At 71.7% G+C, this 20,834-nt stretch carries 19 protein-coding genes and 6 pseudogenes; 14 read left to right on the forward strand and 11 right to left on the reverse strand.

Features of this window, described 5'->3' with window-relative positions; genetic code table 11:
* The 5 genes and pseudogenes from ACWJ6R_RS06890 to ACWJ6R_RS06910 all read right to left on the reverse strand — a co-directional run.
* On the reverse strand, window positions 1–368 hold a 368-nt coding region (locus tag ACWJ6R_RS06890), incomplete at its 3' end, for a CHASE3 domain-containing protein (RefSeq protein ID WP_449061384.1).
* 59 nt (window positions 369–427) lie between these two features.
* Window positions 428–1,585, reverse strand: coding sequence for a PP2C family protein-serine/threonine phosphatase (locus tag ACWJ6R_RS06895; RefSeq protein ID WP_449061385.1), 1,158 nt, complete (start codon window positions 1,583–1,585; stop codon window positions 428–430).
* Window positions 1,586–1,703: 118 nt separating this feature from the next.
* On the reverse strand, window positions 1,704–2,435 hold the full coding sequence (locus tag ACWJ6R_RS06900; protein WP_449061386.1) for a hypothetical protein: 732 nt from the start codon (window positions 2,433–2,435) through the stop codon (window positions 1,704–1,706).
* Window positions 2,432–3,802, reverse strand: a complete 1,371-nt coding sequence (locus ACWJ6R_RS06905; protein ID WP_449061387.1) for an AAA family ATPase — start codon at window positions 3,800–3,802, stop codon at window positions 2,432–2,434. Before ACWJ6R_RS06905 ends, ACWJ6R_RS06900 begins: the two co-directional genes overlap by 4 nt.
* Window positions 3,803–3,832: 30 nt before the next feature.
* A pseudogene (locus ACWJ6R_RS06910) lies at window positions 3,833–4,763 on the reverse strand (LysR family transcriptional regulator).
* 344 nt (window positions 4,764–5,107) lie between these two features.
* On the opposite strand from ACWJ6R_RS06910, the gene ACWJ6R_RS06915 reads away from it, so the two are divergent.
* From ACWJ6R_RS06915 to ACWJ6R_RS06925, 3 genes are read left to right on the forward strand one after another with little or no spacing between them, the layout of a single operon-like run.
* Window positions 5,108–5,743 carry a succinate dehydrogenase cytochrome b subunit gene (locus tag ACWJ6R_RS06915; RefSeq protein ID WP_449061388.1) on the forward strand — a complete coding sequence of 212 codons (636 nt, stop codon included), beginning with the start codon at window positions 5,108–5,110 and terminating at the stop codon, window positions 5,741–5,743.
* Window positions 5,740–7,668, forward strand: coding sequence for a fumarate reductase/succinate dehydrogenase flavoprotein subunit (locus ACWJ6R_RS06920; protein WP_449061389.1), 1,929 nt, complete (start codon window positions 5,740–5,742; stop codon window positions 7,666–7,668). The genes ACWJ6R_RS06915 and ACWJ6R_RS06920 overlap by 4 nt, the downstream gene beginning before the upstream one ends.
* Window positions 7,665–8,402, forward strand: a complete 738-nt coding sequence (locus ACWJ6R_RS06925; protein WP_449061390.1) for a succinate dehydrogenase/fumarate reductase iron-sulfur subunit — start codon at window positions 7,665–7,667, stop codon at window positions 8,400–8,402. Before ACWJ6R_RS06920 ends, ACWJ6R_RS06925 begins: the two co-directional genes overlap by 4 nt.
* A 238-nt stretch (window positions 8,403–8,640) precedes the next feature.
* Here the strand turns inward: ACWJ6R_RS06925 and ACWJ6R_RS06930 are convergent, their stop codons facing one another.
* Window positions 8,641–8,994: a HepT-like ribonuclease domain-containing protein gene (locus tag ACWJ6R_RS06930; RefSeq protein WP_449061391.1), complete on the reverse strand. Its 354-nt coding sequence runs from the start codon at window positions 8,992–8,994 to the stop codon at window positions 8,641–8,643.
* A 13-nt stretch (window positions 8,995–9,007) separates the two neighbouring features.
* Complete coding sequence (locus tag ACWJ6R_RS06935) at window positions 9,008–9,304, reverse strand: nucleotidyltransferase family protein (protein WP_189235502.1); 297 nt, start codon at window positions 9,302–9,304, stop codon at window positions 9,008–9,010.
* A 122-nt stretch (window positions 9,305–9,426) separates the two neighbouring features.
* Here ACWJ6R_RS06935 and ACWJ6R_RS06940 point away from each other — a divergent pair, with 122 nt between their 5' ends.
* From ACWJ6R_RS06940 to ACWJ6R_RS06955, 4 genes and pseudogenes are all read left to right on the forward strand, one after another.
* Complete coding sequence (locus ACWJ6R_RS06940; protein ID WP_449061392.1) at window positions 9,427–9,777, forward strand: ArsR/SmtB family transcription factor; 351 nt, start codon at window positions 9,427–9,429, stop codon at window positions 9,775–9,777.
* Entirely contained in the window at window positions 9,777–10,061 is a 285-nt protein-coding gene (locus ACWJ6R_RS06945) for a hypothetical protein (protein ID WP_189235500.1), read from the forward strand. Before ACWJ6R_RS06940 ends, ACWJ6R_RS06945 begins: the two co-directional genes overlap by 1 nt.
* Before the next feature lie 53 nt (window positions 10,062–10,114).
* Window positions 10,115–10,402 (forward strand): annotated as a pseudogene (locus ACWJ6R_RS06950) (alcohol dehydrogenase catalytic domain-containing protein); the annotation flags it as partial.
* A gap of 187 nt (window positions 10,403–10,589) precedes the next feature.
* Complete coding sequence (locus ACWJ6R_RS06955; RefSeq protein ID WP_449061393.1) at window positions 10,590–11,084, forward strand: NAD(P)-dependent alcohol dehydrogenase; 495 nt, start codon at window positions 10,590–10,592, stop codon at window positions 11,082–11,084.
* 34 nt (window positions 11,085–11,118) lie between these two features.
* On the opposite strand, the gene ACWJ6R_RS06960 is transcribed toward ACWJ6R_RS06955, so the two are convergent.
* The 3 genes and pseudogenes from ACWJ6R_RS06960 to ACWJ6R_RS06970 form a co-directional block, all read right to left on the reverse strand.
* Window positions 11,119–11,484 (reverse strand): Clp protease N-terminal domain-containing protein, encoded by a 366-nt coding sequence (locus tag ACWJ6R_RS06960; protein WP_449061402.1) that lies wholly within the window; start codon window positions 11,482–11,484, stop codon window positions 11,119–11,121.
* 18 nt (window positions 11,485–11,502) lie between these two features.
* A pseudogene (locus ACWJ6R_RS06965) lies at window positions 11,503–11,679 on the reverse strand (Clp protease N-terminal domain-containing protein); the annotation flags it as partial.
* 2 nt (window positions 11,680–11,681) lie between these two features.
* Window positions 11,682–11,915 carry an RNA polymerase subunit sigma-70 gene (locus ACWJ6R_RS06970; RefSeq protein ID WP_068901296.1) on the reverse strand — a complete coding sequence of 78 codons (234 nt, stop codon included), beginning with the start codon at window positions 11,913–11,915 and terminating at the stop codon, window positions 11,682–11,684.
* A gap of 260 nt (window positions 11,916–12,175) precedes the next feature.
* Between ACWJ6R_RS06970 and ACWJ6R_RS06975 the strand changes: the two are divergent.
* The 3 genes and pseudogenes from ACWJ6R_RS06975 to ACWJ6R_RS06985 all read left to right on the forward strand — a co-directional run.
* Window positions 12,176–12,628, forward strand: a pseudogene (locus ACWJ6R_RS06975) (ABC transporter ATP-binding protein); the annotation flags it as partial.
* A 65-nt stretch (window positions 12,629–12,693) separates the two neighbouring features.
* Window positions 12,694–13,728, forward strand: coding sequence for an ABC transporter transmembrane domain-containing protein (locus tag ACWJ6R_RS06980; protein ID WP_449061394.1), 1,035 nt, complete (start codon window positions 12,694–12,696; stop codon window positions 13,726–13,728).
* An 18-nt stretch (window positions 13,729–13,746) separates the two neighbouring features.
* Window positions 13,747–15,521: pseudogene (locus tag ACWJ6R_RS06985) on the forward strand (ABC transporter ATP-binding protein).
* A 12-nt stretch (window positions 15,522–15,533) separates the two neighbouring features.
* Here the strand turns inward: ACWJ6R_RS06985 and ACWJ6R_RS06990 are convergent.
* Window positions 15,534–17,601: pseudogene (locus tag ACWJ6R_RS06990) on the reverse strand (prolyl oligopeptidase family serine peptidase).
* Window positions 17,602–17,786: 185 nt separating this feature from the next.
* Here ACWJ6R_RS06990 and mshB point away from each other — a divergent pair.
* From mshB to rraA, 4 genes are all read left to right on the forward strand, one after another.
* Window positions 17,787–18,692, forward strand: a complete 906-nt coding sequence (mshB, locus tag ACWJ6R_RS06995) for an N-acetyl-1-D-myo-inositol-2-amino-2-deoxy-alpha-D-glucopyranoside deacetylase (protein ID WP_449061395.1) — start codon at window positions 17,787–17,789, stop codon at window positions 18,690–18,692.
* A gap of 11 nt (window positions 18,693–18,703) precedes the next feature.
* Window positions 18,704–19,192, forward strand: coding sequence for a DUF6113 family protein (locus ACWJ6R_RS07000; protein ID WP_449061396.1), 489 nt, complete (start codon window positions 18,704–18,706; stop codon window positions 19,190–19,192).
* Between the two features lie 18 nt (window positions 19,193–19,210).
* Window positions 19,211–19,705, forward strand: coding sequence for a flavin reductase family protein (locus ACWJ6R_RS07005; RefSeq protein ID WP_449061397.1), 495 nt, complete (start codon window positions 19,211–19,213; stop codon window positions 19,703–19,705).
* A gap of 610 nt (window positions 19,706–20,315) precedes the next feature.
* Window positions 20,316–20,795 (forward strand): ribonuclease E activity regulator RraA, encoded by a 480-nt coding sequence (gene rraA, locus ACWJ6R_RS07010; protein WP_449061403.1) that lies wholly within the window; start codon window positions 20,316–20,318, stop codon window positions 20,793–20,795.
* The last annotated feature ends 39 nt before the right edge of the window (window positions 20,796–20,834 follow it).

Here is a 20,834-nt window from a genome sequence, read left to right on the forward strand (position 1 = left end):
CCGTAGTCCCGCCGCCAGGCCGCGGCGGCGCTTCTGAGCGTGTCGAGTTCGGCGCGGGCGGCCGCGCTCTCGGGCATCCGGGGGAGCAGCGCTTCGATCGCGGCCGTCGCCGCGGACTCCGCGGCGACCGCGTCGCGGTAGTCCTCCAGGTACCGCTCGTCGCCGGTGCCGCCGTACGCGCGCACCGCGCTGCCCTGGAGCGTGAGGGCCTCGGAGAGTTCCAGCACGCGCAGGGCCGCGGGGTCGATGACGTCGACCAGGACCGACCGCGCCTCACCCGTCGCCCCGATCGTGCCGACGATGGCCGCGGCGGCGACCGTGAAGGCCAGTACGACGGCCGAACCGGCGATCAGGAACCATCTCCCCACCGGCAGCCGCTCCGGCCCCGCCGCGGGCGGGGGCAGCGGACGGGGCGGGCCTTCCACGGTCAGACGCTCCGCGGGTCCTTGGCGATGAGCACGGTGGCCAGGTCGTCGGTGAGCGCCTCCTCGTTCAGCTCGATGACGCGCTCGATGAGCCGGTCGAGGTGGATGCCGCCCTGGTCGGCGATGAGCCGCAGCAGGCCCTCGGTGCCGAGCAGGTCGGGGCCGCCTCCCACGGTGGCCTCGATCAGGCCGTCGGTGTAGAGCAGAACGGACCACTCCGTGCCGAGCGGCACGTCGATGGGCGTCCAGTCCACGTCCGGGAAGATGCCCAGCGGCGGCCCGGAGGGGGTGCCCGGCGTCACCTCGACCACGCCGTCGCGAATCAGCACGGGCGGCGGGTGGCCGACGACGTGCAGCCGGGCGCGGTCCAGCGACGGGCTGACGGTCATCGTGCAGAGCGTGGTGAAGATCTCCGCGGACTTGCGTTCCAGCCGGAGGACCTTGTCGAGCGTGTGCAGCACGTCGTTGCCGGTGTGCCCGGCCAGGACCAGGGTGCGCCAGGCGATCCGGAGCGCCACCCCCAGCGCGGCCTCGTCCGGGCCGTGCCCGCAGACGTCGCCGACCACCACGTGCACGGCGCCGTCGGGGCTCTGCACGGTGTCCCAGAAGTCTCCGGCGAGCAGGGTCCGCTGGCGGCCGGGGAGGTAGCGCGACTCGTGATGGAGGGTCCCGGGCTCCAGCAGGGGGACGGGCAGCAGGCCGTGCTCCAGGCGGGCGTTCTCCTTGGTGACGAGCTCGGCCTCGACCAGCTTGCGCTGGGCCATGTCGGCGCGTTTGCGCTCCATCGCGTAGCGGACCGCGCGCACCAGCAGGCGGGCGTCGATGTCCTGCTTGACGAGGAAGTCCTGGGCCCCGGCGGACACCGCCTCCACGCCCACGTGCGAATCGTTGAGCCCGGTCAGCACGAGCACGGCGGCGTGCGGGGCCATCGCCAGCACCTGCTGGAGCGCCTCCAGGCCGTTGGCGTCGGGCAGGGACAGGTCGACCAGCACGCACCTGACCTCGTCGGTCAGCCGTACCAGGCTCTCCGAGAGGCTGCGCACCCAGATGATCTTCGGGGGGTTCTCCGCCTGATTGAGCAGCTCCTCCACGAGGAAGGCGTCACCCGCGTCGTCCTCGATCAGGAGGAGCGTGAGTGTTTCATCGGGAGGGGCGGTCACGAACGCCTCTTCGTGGAGTCGGGGGAAAACCTGTCAACTCTATGAGAATAGTGCTGCGGCCCCGGTGATGCGGATGAGTGATCGAATCCGTCGTCTCACCGAAGGGCTTCACCGTCGTTCATGTCCTCCACCGGGACGGAACGGTGAAGCGGGTACGGAGGATCCCGATGACGTCCTCGTCGAGCACCTGAGCCGCCCCAGGCGAGTCCAGTGTCCGTACCATCGCGTACAGCACGTCGGCGTGCGGCTGCCGGAGCAGCGCCTGCGCCCTCGCCTGGGCGCGCTGGTGCTCACCACTGTCGATCAGGCGCTCGTACCCGCGCAGCATGTCCTCACAGCGGCCGAAGGCGTCCGTACGCGCCCGTTCCAGCTGCCAGCGGTCCAACCGAAACGTTCTGACGGTCGCCTCACCTTTCGGGGTCTTCGCCCGGTAGCGTCCGGTGCGCAGGATGAGGCGGAGATGGTCGTACGGGTCTTCCACAGACGGGTCGATCAGCAGGGGATCGCCGGTGTGGGGATCACGAGGATAGTCGGCGCGCTTGGCGTTGCTGTTGCAGTACTCGCAGGCCAGAAAATGGTTGAGCCAGTCGAATGCCCGCAGTGGAGCCAGCTTGATCGGCTCGAAGTGGTCGATCGCGGTGCCGAGGCTGTCGCCGCAGTACATGCAGCGTTCCACCCCGGACGCCATGGGGCGCAGCGCCTCACGCAGAGCCGATCGTTCGGCATCCGCGTTCCTCCAGCGGGAGCGTGCCGTGGCTCCGCTGGCCGAGCAGGAACGGAGATGGTCGGTGTGCATGTCGAGTCGGCCGGTCAGCTCCGCGGGGAGAGCCGGGCGGACCAGCGGGATCATGAATCGGACCTGAGGGCTCGGGAGATCTCCTGCACGCGGGTGGCGGGGGAACTCGTCAGCTCCGTGCTGAGCCGCCTGTACTCGGCGACTTCGTGGGGCGTTGCGCTCCCGTCGAGCACCTTGATCTCGAGATCTCCGAGATCTTCACGGAGCTCGTCCGCGTAGGGAGAGTAGGGGGAGTCCACGCCGAACAGCTCCGTCACGATGGCGTCGTCACCGCTGCCGTACACGATCCGGCGGTAGAGATCGTCGTCGACGATCGCCGGGGGCGCCTGCTCGTCCGGTCCGGGAAGCCGGATGAGCCCGCCGGGGCTCGCGCTCTGGCAGATGTAGGGGCTGTGCGTCGTGACGATGAACTGGATCTTCGGGAAATGGATCTTCAGCCACTCGCCGATCTTCTGCTGCCAGCTCACGTGCAGATGCGCGTCGACCTCGTCGATCAACACGACACCGGGATAGGGCAGCGTCGGATGGCCGTCCATGACTTCAACGGTGAGTGTTCCGTAAGCCATGTGCATCTGCCGCACGATGTCCAGAACGAGCGCGGTGACCGTCCGGTATCCGTCGCTCATCCTGCGGAGCGGAAGCTCTACGCCGGAGCGTCGTACCCAGAGCCCTTCGGAGTCAACCCGGCACACTTGGTATCCATCGGGCAGCAAGCCGTCACCGAGGAGGGTGATAACGGTGCCGAGGAGTTGGGCGGCGCCGCCTTTCTTCTCCAACCGATAGAGATGTTGTGTCACCAGCCAGCTCACGCTTTCGAACAGTCCGGCGTCTTCGTCGAAAAGTGTGCGGAGGGCGGTCGCCTGATGGCCGGATGCGCGCTCCGGCCGACCGAGTTCAGCGGTCGAAAGGCGGCGAAACGGTCCGTAGCCAGCGAGAAACCATCCGGCAGGTCTCCGCTGCTCCCACGGCGGCTGTTCAGGTCGTTCCGAATACCAGACGCGCACGGGACCGCCGAAGGAATCCCACCCAACGGTCAGGACGCTCTCCTCCCAGGAGCGGCCGAAATCGAAATCGGCATCCGCGACGAATCCGACCTCGATCTTGAAGGGCGATTCGTCTGCCTGGGGGGCGTCAGGGATCTGATCGCCGGGCAAGCCGCCCCAGGCCGCCTCGTCGACGATGGAGTCGAGGGCGGGAGCAGCGAGGCACAGCGCGATGGCCTGGAGGATGGTGCTCTTGCCGGAGCCGTTGCGGCCTGCCAGGACGATCCAGCCCGCGTAGGAGCCGTTCTCGTGCCGGGTGAAATCAAGGTTGACGGTTCGTGAGCCGGAGAAGCCTCGTACGCCGGAGATCTTCAGATTCGCGACGTACATGCCACCCTCTCGATCGTGATGTCCGGACGCGGCTGCGGTGTGGTCCACTCTAGGGCCGGTACGGTGCCGGCGTCCGGATCAGTCCGGGACGATCAGTTCGACCCCCGGCGGGAGGCTGCCGTCGTGGGCGGCCTCGGCGAGGAAGAACAGCAACGTGGCGCGGAACGCCTGGGCGGCGCGGATGGGCTCGACGTCCTTGCGGTGGGCGATGGCGATCGTACGGCGCAGCCCCGGCGGCGCCAGCGGCGTCCCGGTCAGCCCCGGACGGCCGTCCAGGACCATCGAAGGTACGAGCGCGATGCCCAGGCCGGCCTCCACGAAGCGGAGCACCGCGTCCATCTCCCCGCCCTCCACCGCGAAGCGCGGCTCGAACCCCGCCTGGCGGCACGCGCTGAGCGTGGCCTCCCGCAGGTCGTAGCCGCGCCGGAACATCACCATCGGACGCCCGCGCAGGTCCTCTATCCGCAGGTACGGCCTGCGCGGCGGGGCGAGCGAGGGGGAGACGACCACCAGGTTCTCCCGCAGGATCTCCTCGGTGACGAGGGAGGGGTCGTCGCTCTGCAGCGGCATGATGATCAGCGCCAGGTCGAGCTGGCCCCGGGCCAGGGCCCGGACCAGGTCGCGGGAACCGCCCTCCTCCACCAGCAGCTCGATGCCCGGGTAGGCGCGGTGAAAGCGGGCCAGGGCGTCGGCCATCAACCCGGCGCAGAGCGAGGGGGTGGCGCCCAGCCGTACCCGGCCCCGGCGCAGCCCGGCCAGCTCGCCGATCTCCCGCCGGGCGGTGTCGGCGTCGGCGAGCATGCGGCGGGCCAGCGGGAGCAGCGCCTCCCCGCGGGGGTGAGGGTGACGTTGCCCCGGGCACGGCTGAGCAGCGGCGCGCGAGCTCGGCTTCCAGGGCCTTGATCTGCTTGCTCAGCGACGGCTGTGCGACGCGCATCCGCTCGGCTGCCTGGGTGAAGTGCCGGGCCTCGGCGACCGCCACGAAATAGGCCAGTTGCTGGAGCTGCACGTTTCCCTAGCGTAGAGATCCCCCGCCCCCCGATCCGGGGCGGGGCCGCCGATCCTGAACACTGTGAGATTGCTCGCACTCGCTGACACGGTGTCATGACGCAAGTTCCCGGGACGCAGAAGCAATAGCCGCAGGCTATGGAAACCACATCCGCGATGACTTGGACGGGACCAAAGTCCTTTTCTTAGCTTCAGGGTCGTGACTGCCATGATTGAGCGCGGGACCTCCACCGCGCAGGTCGACCCCCCAGCGGCGCCCCCGCGAAGCCTGTGACGCCTCCCAGAGCCGCGCCCGCCAAGAGGAAGGGCGGGTTCCTCGGCTCCTCCAACGGGAGGAAGGCCGTGATGGCCGTCACGGGCGCCGCCCTGGTGCTGTTCCTCGTCGGCCACATGGTCGGCAACCTCAAGGCGTTCCTCGGCGCCGACTCGTTCAACGAGTACGCCGCCTTCCTGCGCACCATGGGCGAGCCGCTGCTCACCTACCGGGTGGCGCTGACGATCGTGGAGGTCGGGCTCGCCGTCGCGATCGTCCTGCACATGTGGGCGGCGATCACGCTGGCCCGGCGGGCGGGCAAGGCGCGGCCGGTCAAGTACGCGGCCAAGCGCAAGTCCCAGGCGAACGGCTACGCCGTCCACACCATGCGCTACGGCGGCGTCATCATCCTGCTCTTCGTGATCTACCACCTGCTCGACCTGACGTTCGGCACGGTCAACCCGGCCGGCTGGGACGGCACGCCGTACGAGCGCCTGGTGCAGGGCTTCGCCCCCGAGCGCTGGTGGGTCACCGCCTTCTACGCGGTCGCCGTCGTCATGGTCGGCCTGCACCTGCGCCACGGCCTGTGGAGCGCGTTCCAGACGCTCGGCCTGGCGAGCGGCCGCAGCTACCGCCCGCTGAAGGCCGTGGCCGCCGCGATCTCCGCGGTGCTGGTCCTCGGCTTCCTCGCGGTCCCCGTCGCGGTCATGATCGGAGTCATCAAGTGAACACGCACTACACCGAGGGCGAGCCGATCCGCGACAGCAAGGCTCCGGCGGGTCCGATCGAGGAGCGCTGGGAGAAGCGGAAGTTCAGCGCCAAGCTGGTCAACCCGGCCAACAAGCGCAAGATGCACGTCATCGTGGTCGGCACCGGCCTGGCCGGCGGTTCGGCCGCCGCGACCCTCGGCGAGCTCGGCTACAACGTCACGTCGTTCTGCTACCAGGACTCGCCCCGGCGCGCGCACTCGATCGCGGCGCAGGGCGGCATCAACGCCGCCAAGAACTACCGCGGCGACGGCGACTCGATCTACCGGCTGTTCTACGACACCGTCAAGGGCGGCGACTTCCGCGCCCGCGAGTCGAACGTCTACCGCCTGGCCCAGGTCAGCGTGAACATCATCGACCAGGCCGTGGCGCAGGGCGTGCCGTTCGCCCGCGAGTACGGCGGCCTGCTCGACACCCGCTCCTTCGGCGGCGCCCAGGTCTCCCGGACCTTCTACGCCCGCGGCCAGACGGGCCAGCAGCTGCTGCTCGGCGCCTACCAGGCGCTGGAGCGGCAGATCGCGGCCGGGACCGTGAAGATGAACACCCGCCACGAGATGCTCGACCTGATCGTCAGCGACGGCCGGGCGCGCGGCGTCATCGTCCGCGACATGGTGACCGGCGAGATCGAGCGGCACCTCGCCGACGCGGTCGTGCTGGCCACCGGCGGCTACGGCAACGTGTTCTTCCTGTCCACCAACGCCAAGGGCTGCAACACCACCGCGATCTGGCGGGCGCACCGGCGCGGCGCCCACTTCGCCAACCCGTGCTACACGCAGATCCACCCGACCTGCATCCCGGTCAGCGGCGACTACCAGTCCAAGCTGACCCTGATGTCGGAGTCCCTGCGCAACGACGGCCGCGTCTGGGTGCCGGTCAAGGCCGGCGACACGCGCCCCGCCTCGGAGATCCCCGAGCAGGAGCGCGACTACTACCTGGAGCGCATCTACCCGGCGTTCGGCAACCTGGTCCCGCGCGACATCGCCTCCCGGGCCGCCAAGAACGTCTGCGACGAGGGCCGCGGCGTCGGCCCCGGCGGGCTGGGCGTCTACCTCGACTTCGCCGACGCGATCCGGCGGCTCGGCCGCGAGGCCGTGGAGAAGAAGTACGGCAACCTGTTCGAGATGTACGAGCGCATCACCGGCGAGGACCCGTACAGCCAGCCGATGCGCATCTACCCCGCCGTGCACTACACGATGGGCGGCCTGTGGGTGGACTACGACCTGCAGTCCACCATCCCCGGCCTGTTCGTGGTCGGCGAGGCCAACTTCTCCGACCACGGCGCCAACCGCCTCGGCGCGTCCGCGCTGATGCAGGGCCTGGCCGACGGCTACTTCGTGCTGCCGACCACGCTCGGCGACTACCTCGCGAACGGCCCCTACGGGGAGGTCGACGACGAGGCGGTGGCCGAGGCCGAGGCCGCGGTGCAGAGCAAGATCGAGAAGCTGCTCTCGGTGAACGGCACCCGCACCGCCGACTCCTACCACCGCGAGCTGGGCAAGCTCATGTGGGACTACTGCGGCATGGAGCGCACCGAGGAGTCCCTGCGCAAGGCCCTGGAGCGGATCCCCGAGCTCCGCGAGGAGTTCTGGAGCAACGTCAAGGTGTCCGGCACCGCCGACGAGCTCAACCAGGCGCTGGAGCGGGCCGGCCGGGTCGCCGACTTCTTCGACCTGGCCGAGCTGATGTGCATCGACGCCCTGCACCGCACCGAGTCGTGCGGCGGCCACTTCCGGGCCGAGTCGCAGGACGCCGACGGCGAGGCCCTGCGCGACGACGAGAACTTCGCCTACGTCGCGGCCTGGGAGTACGGCGAGCAGGGCCCGGTCCTGCACAAGGAAGCCCTGGAATACGAGTACGTCAAGATGAGCCAGCGGAGCTACAAGTGAATCTCACTCTCAAGGTCTGGCGCCAGAACGGGCCGCAGGACAAGGGCCGTATGGTCACCTACCGGGTCGAGGACGTGTCCCCGGACATGTCCTTCCTGGAGATGCTCGACGTGCTCAACGAGCGGCTCATCCTGGAGGGCGACGACCCGATCGCCTTCGACCACGACTGCCGCGAGGGCATCTGCGGCATGTGCGGCATGGTCATCAACGGCTACGCCCACGGCGAGCAGGTGGCGACCACCACCTGCCAGCTGCACATGCGGCACTTCGAGGACGAGGCCGTCATCACCGTCGAGCCGTGGCGCGCCGCGCCGTTCCCGGTGGTCAAGGACCTGGTCGTGGACCGCTCGTCGTTCGACCGGATCATCCAGGCGGGCGGATTCATCTCCGTCCCCGCCGGTTCGGCCCCGGACGCGCACAGCGTCCCGGTGAAGAAGGCCGACGCCGACGCGGCGTTCGACGCGGCGACCTGCATCGGCTGCGGCGCCTGCGTCGCGGCCTGCCCGAACGGCTCGGCCTCCCTCTTCACCGCCGCGAAGATCACCCACCTGTCCCTGCTCCCGCAGGGCCAGCCCGAGCGCGACTCCCGCGCCAGGGCCATGGTGGAGCAGATGGACGCCGAGGGCTTCGGCGGCTGCACCAACACCGGCGAGTGCACGGCGGCCTGCCCCAAGGGCATCCCGCTGGACACCATCGCGCAGATGAACCGGGACTACCTCAGGGCGTCCAAGTGACCTGAGGAGCGTATGCTCCCTGTCTGCCGGGCGGTGACCCGGCCTCCGGGCGGGCGACCGCAGCGAGCGAACCGCGGGAACGGCGGTCCGGCTCGCGCGGCCGACGCGGGAGACGGCGTGAACCATCGCGGGCCGCACCTTCGTGGGGAGGTGCGGCCCGCGTTTTTCTTTGCCGCCACGGGTCCACGGGGTCCGGAATCGCAACGTGAGTCCCGCCCGTGCCGCTGCCGAGAGTTCGTCACTCCTCTTCTTGCTCCTGTAGACGTTTGAAGACGTCCGGGTAGGAGCTTCGGAGCAGATCTCGCACCTGCCGCTCCAGTTCGGGAACATTCGCCGTCGCGGCGTTGTACACGATCTTCCAGTCCACGCTGAAGTATCGGTGGACGACGTTGTTGCGCAGCCCTCTGATCAACTTCCACGGGATCTCGGGGGCGGAGGCACGGGTCTCCTCTGAGATTCCTCCCACAGCCTCGCCGATGATGGAGAGTTGCCAGATGACTGCATCACGACGCATCGAGTCGGCAGCCCACACCTCTGGCGAAACACCTTCGAGATAGGAAGCGATCTTTCCGGCTGCTTCCACGATGTCCACCAAGTAAAGCCCGTCACGCTGCATAAAGCACCCGGGCGTCACTGAGCACCTGATCCCGGATGATCCAGTGGAGACCTTCCTTGGAGACCACGTCGACCTTGCGGCCGAGCAGGTCTTCCAGCTCCTCCTGAAAGCCGAAGAACTCAAGGCCGATGTCGGTGCCGGGTTTCAGGACGTAGAGGAGATCGATGTCGCTCTCTTCCCGGGCATCGCCGCGGGCGACCGAGCCGAAGACCGCCAGCTCGGCGATGCCGTACTTCTCGCAGAGGCTGATCAACTGTGGGTGGATGGTCGTGAAGTCGACGTCCATGGCACCTCCCGCGCCTCATATTGCCATGTCGACGCCGCCATCGCAGGGTCCGGACTTCAAGAGCGCGGGATGATATGCTACGGTTTCATCTATAAGAAAATTCTTACATGTGAAGGATTGTCATGACGACGCCACGGCCGACCGGTGACGAGCTGGTCGCGATGCTGGCGGCGCTGGCCAATCCGCTGCGGCTGCGCATCGTCGCGCGGCTGGCCGGAGGCCGTGACTACGTGAGCCGCCTGGCCCGCGAGATCGGCGTCAGCCGCCCGCTCCTCCACATGCACCTGCAGCGGCTGGAGGCCGCCGGCCTGATCGTCGGCACCCTCGAGCTGTCGGAGGACGGCAAGGCCATGAAGTACTACGAGGTCGCGGACTTCGGCCTGCACCTGACCCCCTCGGCGCTCGCGGAGGCGGCCGAGACCCTGACCAGACCGGACCCGGAGAAGGGTCCCGCCCGCAAGGAGCAGTCCTGATGAACCTCGGTGCAGCCGAGACGACCACCTGGCCCGGCACGGTCCTCGTCCTCGGGGTGCTGCTCCTGGCCGTGATCTTCCTCATCGCCGTGATGGCGAGCTTCCAGGAGCTCCGCAAGACGAAGCTGCTGGCGGCCCGGGAGGAGGATCTGCGGCAGCTCGTGCGCCGCTACGAGCAGCTCGCGGAGAACACCCTCGACGCCCAGCAGCGGGCCGCCGCCGACCTGTCCGAGCTGCGGTCGCGGACGGCGTCGATCGAGCAGATCCTGCGGACCGTCGAATGACGGAGAACGGAGATCGCGTCATGTCCCTGCCCGAGGCGGACCGGAGGAGCGCGATGAGGGCGATCGTCCGGGACCGGTACGGTTCCCCCGACGTCCTGCGCCTGGAGGAGATCGGCAGGCCGGTGACCGGAGACGACGAGGTGCTGGTGCGCGTCCGCGCGGCCGCCGTCAACTCCGCCGACGGCAAGCTGATGAGAGGCGAGCCGTCCCTGGTCCGCCTCATGGGATACGGGCTGCTGCGGCCGAAGCAGCGGATCCTGGGCCGGGATTTCGCCGGCCGGGTCGAGGCGGTCGGCCGGAACGTGAGGCGGTTCCGCCCCGGGGACGAGGTGTTCGGCGAGACGGCCGGGACCTTCGCCGAGTACGTCTCCGTCCGGGAGGGAGCGCTGGGCCCCAAACCGGAGAACCTGACGTTCGAGCAGGCGGCCGCGGTGCCCCTGGCGGGGAGCACCGCGCTGCAGGGCCTGCGCGACCGGGGCGGGGTGCGGCCGGGGCAGCGGGTCCTGGTCAACGGCGCGTCGGGGGGGCGTGGGCACGTTCGCCGTGCAGATCGCCAAGGCGCTCGGGGCGGAGGTGACCGGCGTGTGCAGCGCGCGGAACGCCGAGCTGGTCCGCTCGCTCGGCGCCGACCACGTCGTCGACTACGCGGCGGAGGACTTCACCCGGAGCGGGCGGCGCTACGACCTCGTCCTGGACGTGGTGGGGAGCCGCTCGCTGCGGGATCTGCGGAGCGTGCTGGAGCCCGGCGGGACGCTCGTCCTGTGCTCCGGCGAGGGCGGACGCCGGATCGGCCCCATGGGCCGCGTCGTCGGCGCGCTCGCGCTCTCGCCGTTCGTGGGCCAGAGTCTGCGCCCGCTCGCGGCGAAGACGACCGCGGAGAGCCTGGCCGCCCTCAAGGAGCTCGTCGAGGCCGGGAAGGTCGTCCCGGCCGTCGACAGGACGTATCCGCTGAGCGAGGCCCCCGAGGCCATGCGCCGTCTCGAGGAGGAGCACGCGAGGGCGAAGATCGTCATCACGGTGTGACGCGGAGACCCCGCCGCGCGGGCCGCGGCCGTCCTCAGCCGAGCTCGGCGACGAGCTCCCGGCGCAGGGTCTCCAGGTCGATGTCCGCCTCGGACAGGACGCGGTGGGCCGGGCCGGGACCGGCCCGCAGGACGCCCAGGAGGATGTGGCCGTCGGAGATGTGCTTGTGCTTCAGGGCGAGGGCCTCGCGCAGGGACAGCTCCAGGGCCTTCTTCGCCGGGGCGGTGAAGGCGATGTGCCGGCCGCTGACCAGGCGGCCCCGGTGGGTGCGCTGCGGCGGCCGGTCCAGGGCGCCGGGGCCGAAGGCGGCCTCGACCCGCTCCCGGATGGCGGACAGGTCGATGCCGATCGCCTCCAGCGCGTCGGCGTCGAGCCGGTCGCCCGGGTGCGGCGGGATCATGCCGAAGACGGCCCGGTAGGCCCGCTCGTGGTCCAGGCCGTGCCGGGTCAGCAACCGGGCCGACACGCTCTCCGGCCGGTCGAGCAGGCCCAGCAGGATGTGCTCGCTGCCGATGAAGTGGTGGTTGAGCCGCCGGGCGTTCTCCTGGGCGAGCTTGACGGCCTGGCGGGCGTCCTGGGTGAACCGTTCGAACATGCCTACTTCTCCCTTCTGAGGAGACCGCGGCCCCCCGCGTACTTCTTGTGCACCGCCTGCTTGGAGACCTCCAGGCAGTAGGCGATCTCCTGCCAGGACCAGCCCTGCTCGCGCGCGTTCTCCACCTGGAGGGCCTCCAGTCGGTCGACGAGCATCCGCAGTGCCCGCACGGCCCGCAGGCCGACGGCGGGGTCGCGGCTGCCGGCGTCGGAGGCCAGCTGTGCCGTATCGCTCATGCTGTCAATGTAAGTTGACGAAGCCTTTTCGTCAACCCTTGTTGACGTCGGCCCGGGGTGCGGGCCGACACGCCGACGGAAAATGGTTTGCCCGGTCAGCGCGGAGTTGTCAGCCTGGACGGGCCATGCGCTCCTTACCCGCCGCTGATCCCGGCATCCCCGACGCCCGAAGCCCGGTCCGCTACCTGCTCTGGATCGCCCGCAACCAGGCCGGTCCCCTCACCATCGGCATCGCCTACGCCGTCCTGTGGTGGCTCGCGATGGCGCTGGTCCCCGCCTTCGTGGGCAACGGCATCGACGCCATCACCGACAGGGACCTTCCCGGACTGCTCACCTGGGGGGCGCTGACGTTCGCGCTGGGCGTCGCGCAGGCGGTCACCGGGGTCATGAGGCACCGGATGGCCGTCTACAACTGGCTGAGCGCCGCCTACCGGACCGTCCAGGTCACCGTCAGGCAGGCGACCCGGCTGGGGGCGACGCTGCCCAGGCGGATGTCCACCGGAGAGGTGGTCAGCGTCGGCAACTCCGACATCGCCCACATCGGCAACGCGATCGACATCCTGCTCCGCGGCACCGGCGCGGTCGTCGCCGTCGCCGCGGTGACCGTCATCATGTTCCGGATGTCGCCGGTGCTCGGCCTGACGGTGCTGGCCGGCGTCCCGCTCATGGCGGCCGCCGTGGCGCCGTTGCTCAGGCCGCTGCACCGGCGCCAGCACGCCCATCGCGACCTGCAGGGCGAGCTGTCCACCCGGGCCGCCGACATCGTCGCCGGCTGCGCGTGCTGCGGGGCGTCGGCGGCGAGCAGGTCTTCGCCGACCGCTACGCCGCCGAGTCGCAGCGGGTACGGCGCGCGGGCGTGCGGGTGGCCGCGGTGGACTCGGCGCTGGAGGGCGCGCAGATCCTGCTGCCCGGCCTGCTGATCGCCGCCGTGACCTGGCTCGGCGCGACCTTCGCGATGGAGGGCCGGATCACCCCGGGCGACCTCGTCACCTTCTACGGCTACGCGGTCTTCCTGGTCGCCCCGATGCGGACCCTCACCGAGGCGGCCGACAAGCTGACCAAGGGGCACGTCTCCGCCCGCCGGGTGGTGCGGATCCTGAACCTGGAGCCCGAGATGACCGGCGGCGCCGCCCGCTCGGACGGCGGCCTGCTCCGCGACGTGGCCTCCGGGGTCGCGGTCCGCCCCGGCACGCTCACCGCCGTGGCGGCGGCCACACCGGAGGAGGCCGTCGCCGTCGCGGAACGGCTCGGCCGCTACGCCGGCGGCGATGTGGACTTCGGGGACGTGCCGCTGGACACGCTGCCGCTCGCCGAGGTCCGCCGCCGGATCCTGGTGGCCGACAACGGCGCCCGGCTGTTCGCCGGGGTGCTCCGCGACGAGCTGGACGTCTCGGGTACGGCCTCGGACGACGTCCTGGCCGAGGCGCTGCACGCCGCGTGCGCCGAGGACGTCGTCGAGGCGCTCCCCGGCGGCCTGGACGCGCCCGTCGCCGAGTCCGGCCGGGAGTTCTCCGGCGGCCAGCGGCAGCGGCTCCGGCTCGCCCGGGCGCTGGTGGCCGATCCGGAGGTGCTCATCCTGATCGAGCCCACCAGCGCCGTCGACGCGCACACCGAGGCCCGCATCGCCGACCGGCTCGCCAAGGCCCGCCAGGGCAGGACCACGCTGGTCTGCACGACCAGCCCGCTGGTGCTCGACCGCGCCGACCAGGTGATCTACGTCGAGGACGGCCTCGCGCGCGCCCGGGGCACCCACCGCGAGCTGCTGGCCACCGTGCCCGCCTACGCCGCCACCGTCACCCGAGGGGAGGACTGATCCGCCGTGAGTGAACGAGTGGACGGACAGGCCGCAGGATCCGCCGAGCCGGACGGCGGACGCGTCCTGCCGGTCGCCGACCGGGCGCAGGTCCGCGCCTACGCGCGACGGCTCACCCTGAAGTACCCCCGGGCGCTGACCGCGGCCCTGGCCCTGCACGGCCTGGCCGCCGCCTGCGGCCTGGCCGTGCCGTGGCTGCTGGGCGGGCTGGTCCAGGACGTGCACGACGGAGCCGGGGTCGATCCCGCCGCGGTGGCGCTGGCCGTGGCCGGCTTCCTGGTCGCCCAGGCGGTGCTGGTCAGATACGCCGTGTACGCCTCCTCCTCGCTCGGCGAGAAGGTCCTGGCCGAGCTGCGCGAGGAGTTCGTCGGCCGGGTGCTCGGGCTGCCGCTCTCGGTGGTCGAGCGCGCCGGGTCGGGCGACCTCATCACCCGGACCTCCCGGGACGTCGACTCGTTGTCGCGGACCGTGCGGCACGCCGTACCCGAGACGCTGATCGCGCTGGTCACCTGCACCGTCACGGTCGGCGCGCTGGTGCTGGTGGGGCCGCTGCTGGTGCTGCCCTCGCTGCTGGCCGCCCCGGTGATCTGGTTCGCCACCCGGTGGTACCTCAAGCGCGCCCGCGACGGCTACCTGCGGGAGAGCGCCGCCTACGCGGACATGACCGACGGCCTCGCCGAGACGGTCGGCGGCGCCCGCACGGTGGAGGCGCTGGGCCTGCAGGAGCGGCGCCACCGGCGCACCGACGCCGACATCGCCCGGTCGTGGGCGGCCGAGCGCTACACCCTCGGCCTGCGCACCGTCTGGTTCCCCGCGGTCGAGTTCGGCTACGTGATCCCGATCGTGGCCACGCTGGTCGCCGGAGGCGCGTTCTACATCGAGGGCTGGGCCTCGATCGCGCAGGTCACCTCGGCGGTGATCTACGTGCAGCAGCTCATCGACCCGCTCGACCGGCTGCTCATGTGGATCGACGAGCTCCAGGTCGGCGGGGCCTCCATGGCCCGCCTGCTGGGCGTCGCCGAGGTGCCGGACGACCGGAACACCGGCACCGCCACCCCGGACGGCAGGGAACTGCGGGCCGAGGGCGTGCGCTACGCCTACCGCGAGGGCCACGACGTGCTGCACGGCATCGACCTGGCGGTCCGGCCGGGGGAGCGGCTGGCCGTGGTCGGCCCGTCCGGCGCGGGCAAGTCGACGCTGGGCAGGCTGCTCGCGGGCGTCCACGCCGCGGCCGGGCGGTCACGGTCGGCGGCGCGCCGCTGGTCGAGCTCCCCCTGGACGACCTGCGCGGCCAGGTGGCCCTGGTGACCCAGGAGCACCACGTGTTCCGGGGCACGCTCCGCGACAACCTGCTGATCGCCCGTCCGGAGGCGGACGACGACGCGGTCCGGGCGGCCCTTTCGGCGGTGGACGCCGCCGAGTGGGTCGCGGCCCTGCCGGACGGCCTGGACACCGCCGTCGGCTCCGGAGGCGAGGAGGTCTCACCGGCCCAGGCCCAGCAGCTGGCGCTGGCCCGGCTGGTCCTGGCCGACCCGCACACCCTGGTCCTCGACGAGGCGACCTCGCTGATCGACCCGCGGGCGGCCCGCCACCTGGAGCGGTCGCTGGCCGCGGTCCTCGACGGCCGCACGGTGATCGCCATCGCGCACCGCCTGCACACGGCGCACGACGCCGACCGGGTCGCGGTGGTCGAGGACGGCCGGATCAGCGAACTGGGCTCCCACGACGAGCTCGTCACCGCGGGCGGTTCCTACGCCGCCCTGTGGAGCAGCTGGCACGGCTCCCCGCGATAGCCGGGGTACGGCTCAGCCGACGCCGAGGGACTTCTTGAGGAAGTCGACCTGGAGCAGGAGGAGGTTCTCGGCCACGACCTCCTGCGGGGTCATGTGGGTCACGCCGGACAGCGGGAGCACGTTGTGCGGGCGGCCCGCCGACAGCAGCGCGGAGGACAGGCGCAGGGTGTGCGCGGAGACCACGTTGTCGTCGGCCAGGCCGTGGATCAGCAGGAGCGGCCGGTCGAGCTTCTCGGCGTCGGCGAAGAGCGACGAGGCGTCGTAGTGGCCCTCGTCCGGCTGCCCGAGATAGCGCTCGGTGTAGCAGGTGTCGTAGAGCCGCCAGTCGGTCACCGGGCCCGGCGACGGCCGCGTGGAACACGTCGGGGCGGCGCATCACGGCCAGGGCCGCGAGGTAGCCGCCGAAGGACCAGCCGCGGATGGCCACCCGGGACAGGTCCAGGTCGTCTCCGAAGCGCTCGGCGACGCCGTGCAGGGCGTCCACCTGGTCGTCGAGGACCGGTCCGGCCAGGTCGTGCAGGATGGCCCGCTCGAACTCCGGGCCCCGCCCGGGGGTGCCCCGGCCGTCGGCGACGATCACCGCGAATCCCTGGTCGGCGAACCACTGGCTGGTCAGGTAGGCGCCGGACGCGGCCAGCACGCGCTGGGCGTGCGGCCCGCCGTACGGGTCCATCAGGACCGGGAGCCGCGCCGAGCCGGGCACGTGGCCGCTGGGCAGGATCACGGCGGTGGACAGCTCGCGCTCGCCCGTGCGGATCAGGGAGACCCGCAGGTCCAGGCCGTGCCGTTCGGCGTGCGAGGCGATGTGGCCGCGCGACCGGTGGTGGTGCAGGACCTGGACCGACGGGCCCTCGGTGCCGAGCGTCTGGCCGACGAGCACGAGGGTGCCGCCCGCGGCGCGGCCGTTGTAGACGCCGCTCTCGGCCGGGCTGACCAGGGTGATCCGGCCGTCGCGGTAGGCCCAGACGGCGATCTCGGCGGGGTCGCCGCCGCTGGCCCGGAAGAGCACGGTGTCGCCGTCGATGTCGAGGACCTCGCGGACCTGGAGGGTGGGCGGGGTGGCCGGCTCGTCGCCGATGACCAGGCGGCGCCCGCCGCCGGAGTCGGCGACCCAGACCAGGGTGCCGTCGGAAAGGTGGCCGGGCACGCCGTTGACGATCTCCACCCAGGCGTCGTCGGTGTCCTCGCGGACGAGCGTCGACTCGCCGGTGGCCGGGTCCACCTTCAGCAGCCTCATCGACCGCTGGTCGCGGGAGAGGGTGACGATCGCCAGGCCGTGGGCGTCCCAGCGGGCGTTGACGAGGTACTCGTCGGTGAAGGGGACCTGGACGCGGGAGCCGCTCAGGCCGAGGACGAAGAGCTCGACCTTCGCGTTCGGCGTGCCCGCGGCGGGGTAGCGCTGCGGGACGGCGGGCCGGGACGGGTTGGCCGGGTCGGCGATGAACCACTCCTGGACCGCCGACTCGTCGGCCCGCTCGACCAGCACCGCGTCACCCGCCGGGGACCACCAGTGGCCCCGCATGCGGTTCATCTCCTCGGCCGCGATGAACTCCGCCAGGCCGTAGGTCACGCCGGGGCCCTCGGGGCGGGCCAGGGCGTGGTCCACCTCGTCGGACAGGTCCTGGACGTGGAAGGCGCCGCCGGTCACGTAGCCGACGTAGCTCCCGTCGGGGGACAGGCGCGGGTCGATCACGGGGCCGGGCGTGGCCAGGCGGCGCACGCCCGCGGTCTTCAGGTCCACCGCGTACAGGCCGCCGGCGAGGGCGAAGACGGCCGTGGTGACCGCGCCGTCGGTGCTGTAGCCGACGATGCCGCCGGCCTGCTCGCGGCTGCGCTCCCGGCGGGCGCGCTCCTCGGGCGGCAGGTCCTCCGCGCCCGCGTCGAGCGCGCGCGGGTCGGCGATCAGCCGCTCACCGCCTCCGGCGACGTCGAACTCCCACAGGCAGGTGACCGGGTCCGAGCCGCTCCTCGTCCGCAGGAAGACGACTCGGGAGCCGTCGGGCGAGATCGTGAAGCCACGCGGCACCCCCAGGGTGAAACGGCGGGTCCGGGCATGCAGACGAGGGAAGCTCTCACTCATACCGCTCATCCTGCCAGCTTGACAGCGCATTCCACGGTGCCCGCAGACGTTCGAGTGAAGGCTGTTATGAAAGAAAATGGGCATACAAGACTTAAGATGCGAATTACCTGTTCGTCGGGGCGGTCATCGGCTTGTGGATTCCTGCGCGCCCCGGCCGTCCCCGATGCCCCGATACGCTCTGAGTCATGAACGATCGGCGCCTGCTGCTGGTACACGCCCACCCCGACGACGAGACGATCGGCACCGGGGCCACCATGGCCAAGTACGCCGCCGAGGGCGCCCACGTCACCCTGGTCACCTGCACGCTGGGCGAGGAGGGCGAGGTCATCCCGCCGGAACTCGCCCATCTGGCCGCCGACCGCGACGACACGCTGGGCGCGCACCGCGTCGGCGAGCTGGCGGCGGCCTGCGCGGCGCTCGGCGTCGCCGACCACCGCTTCCTGGGCGGCGCCGGGCGCTGGCGCGACTCGGGCATGATGGGCGCCGCCTCCAACCACCGCCGGAACGCCTTCTGGCAGGCCGACCTCGACGAGGCCGCCGGGGAACTGGTCAAGGTGATCCGCGAGGTGCGCCCCCAGGTCCTCGTCACCTACGACGACAACGGCTTCTACGGCCACCCCGACCACATCCAGGCCCACCGCGTCTCCTGGCGCGCCTTCGAGCTCGCCGGCGACCCGGCGTTCGGCGAGGGCGAGCCGTGGCGGATCGCCAAGTTCTACCTCACCGCGATGACCAGGTCCGCCGTCCGCCGGGCCGCCGAGGCGATGCGCGAGGCGGACGCGCCCTTCCAGGTCGCCGAGGCCGAGGACGTGCCGTACGGCTGCGCGGACGGGGACGTCACGACCGAGATCGACGCCCGCGAGCACGTCGGCGCCAAACTGGCGGCGATGCGCGCGCACGCCACCCAGATCAGCGTGGACCCGCCCTGGTTCGCCCTGTCCAACGGCATCGGCCAGCAGGCGTTCGGGGTCGAGCAGTACATCCTGCGCCGCGGCGTGCCGGGGCCTCCGGGGCCCGGGGCGCCGGTCGAGGCCGGCGGCGTCGGCGAGCCGTACGACCGCGAGGACGATCTCTTCGCGGGCATCGACTAGCCTCGGTGGTCGTGGAGGGAATTCCGGAGACGGGCCCGCAGGCGGGCCCCGAGACAGGCGGGGAGCAGGCGCGGGCGGCCGCGGGGCCGTCCCCGGCGCCGGTCACCGCGGCGGCCTACGCCGTGCTCGTCCTCCTCGGCGCCCTCATGGGCCTCCTGGGCGGCTTCCAGCACTCGTGGTACCTCCGGCCCGTCCCGGTCTCGGCCATCGCCTGGGTCCTGGCGATCTTCGCCGTCTGCCACGGCGCGGGGCGCGCGATGGGCGGCCGGGCGGGGGCCATGGCGCCCGCTGCGGGCTGGCTGGCGGTCACGACGCTCTGGCTGTCCGCCCGCCCCGAGGGCGACCTGGTCATCGCCGACGACGTCTCGGGCTACGTCTACCTGTACGGGGGGCTGCTCGCCGCGCTCGCGGGCGCCCTGCTCGTCCCGCCGGGGAGCGGGTCATTGCTGCTCAGCGGGTACCAACCGGGATCGCACCCGGTGAGATCGGATTCGTCCTGATTGCGTATGGTGGCGTGCGTGCACGTTGAGCAGCAGGTGGACCGTGACGCCTACCGCAGGGCCGTCGGCCGTTTCGCGACCGGCATCGCCGTCGTGACCACCCGGCTCGACGGGGTCGACCACGTGATGACCGTGAACTCCTTCGCGTCGGTCTCCCTGGACCCGCTGCTCGCGCTGTTCTGCGCGGAGAAGATCGCCCGCTTCCACGACGCGGTGCTCGCCGCGGGGGTGTGGGGGGTGTCGGTCCTGCCCGACACCGCCGAGGACGTCTCGCGCTTCTTCGCCCACCGGGGCCGCCCGCTCGAGGGCCAGCTCGACGGCCGCCCGCACCACCACGGCGGGCTCGGCGTCCCGCTGCTCGACGACGCGCTGGCCACCCTGGAGTGCCGGACCACCGCCGTCCACGACGCCGGCGACCACTCCATCGTGGTCGGCGCGGTGGTCGCGGTGGCGACCCCGGCGGAGGGTTCGCCGCTGCTCTACCACGAGGGCCGCTACCGCCGGCTGGGGTGAACCTCTCCCCACGGCGCCTCCCCGTCGCGGACCCGCCCTGTCGCCGGGCGTCCGCAGGGCGCACAATCGCCGTATGCGACGGTGGCACCGGGCGCGGCGGGCGCTCAACTACGCGAACCTCTCCACCCCGCTGGGGCTGCTGGTGGCCCGTCTGGGCCGAGCCAGGCTGACCGCCGGTCCGGACGGCCTCCTGCTGGCGTACGGCTACCGCATCCCGTTCCCGGTGGCGGGGGCGTTCACGGTCGGCAACGTGGTGCTGACCCGGCACGGGGAGGGCTACCTGACCGGTGCCCTGCTCCGCCACGAGGACCGGCACGCCTCGCAGTACGCCGCGTGCGCCGGCCTGCCCATGCTCCCGCTCTACCTCGCCGCGGTGGCCGTCTCGGCGCTGGTCTGCGGGAACCCCGGCTCCTGGAACGTCTTCGAGCGGCTGGCGGACCTGGAGGACGGCGGCTACCCCCGCACGCCGCCGTGGTGGACCCGGGCGAGGGCGCGGCGGCGGGGGCAGCCGGGGAGAGGACCCTCGCCCGGATCCGCCGCGACGGTACGGGCCCCGGGCGCGCCCGCCCCGGGCGGGGCGGCCGCGACCGGGGCCGGGAGAATGCGGCGCATGGAGTTCACGACCGCCGACCTGATCGACGCCCACGGCGACATCCTGGCGAGCTGCGTGACGCAGTTCCGCTCGTACGGCCTGCGCACCCGGTTCGCCGGGCCGATCGCCACCGTCCGCTGCCTGGAGGACAACGCCCTGGTCAAACAGGTCCTGGCCACGCCGGGCGAGGGCCGGGTCCTGGTGGTGGACGGCGCGGGCTCGCTGCGCACCGCCCTGATGGGCGACCTGATCGCCGCCTCCGCCGTCGCCTCGGGCTGGTCCGGAGTGGTCGTCAACGGCGCCGTCCGCGACACCGCCGCCTTCGCCGGCCTCGACCTCGGCATCAAGGCGCTGGGCTCCAACCCCCGCAAGAGCGCCAAGGCGGGCGAGGGCGACCTCGACGTCCCCGTCACCTTCGGCGAGGTCACCTTCGCTCCCGGCGCCTGGCTCTACAGCGACGAGGACGGCATCGTCGTCAGCCCGCACGCCCTCCCGTAGACCCCGGCTCCCGCGGCTTCCGGCGACCTCGCGCGGAGA

This window comes from Planomonospora algeriensis (genome assembly GCF_977012225.1).

Excerpts from the sequence above, each read along its gene's own strand:
- ACWJ6R_RS06915 (WP_449061388.1), top strand. The coding sequence starts at position 5,108 with ATGGCCGTCACGGGCGCCGCCCTGGTGCTGTTCCTCGTCGGCCACATG.
- ACWJ6R_RS06970 (WP_068901296.1), bottom strand. The coding sequence starts at position 11,915 with ATGAGCGATACGGCACAGCTGGCCTCCGACGCCGGCAGCCGCGACCCC.
- rraA (WP_449061403.1), top strand. The coding sequence starts at position 20,316 with ATGGAGTTCACGACCGCCGACCTGATCGACGCCCACGGCGACATCCTG.
- ACWJ6R_RS06900 (WP_449061386.1), bottom strand. The coding sequence starts at position 2,435 with ATGATCCCGCTGGTCCGCCCGGCTCTCCCCGCGGAGCTGACCGGCCGA.
- ACWJ6R_RS06945 (WP_189235500.1), top strand. The coding sequence starts at position 9,777 with ATGAACCTCGGTGCAGCCGAGACGACCACCTGGCCCGGCACGGTCCTC.
- ACWJ6R_RS06960 (WP_449061402.1), bottom strand. The coding sequence starts at position 11,484 with ATGATCCCGCCGCACCCGGGCGACCGGCTCGACGCCGACGCGCTGGAG.
- ACWJ6R_RS06935 (WP_189235502.1), bottom strand. The coding sequence starts at position 9,304 with ATGGACGTCGACTTCACGACCATCCACCCACAGTTGATCAGCCTCTGC.
- mshB (WP_449061395.1), top strand. The coding sequence starts at position 17,787 with ATGAACGATCGGCGCCTGCTGCTGGTACACGCCCACCCCGACGACGAG.
- ACWJ6R_RS06940 (WP_449061392.1), top strand. The coding sequence starts at position 9,427 with ATGACGACGCCACGGCCGACCGGTGACGAGCTGGTCGCGATGCTGGCG.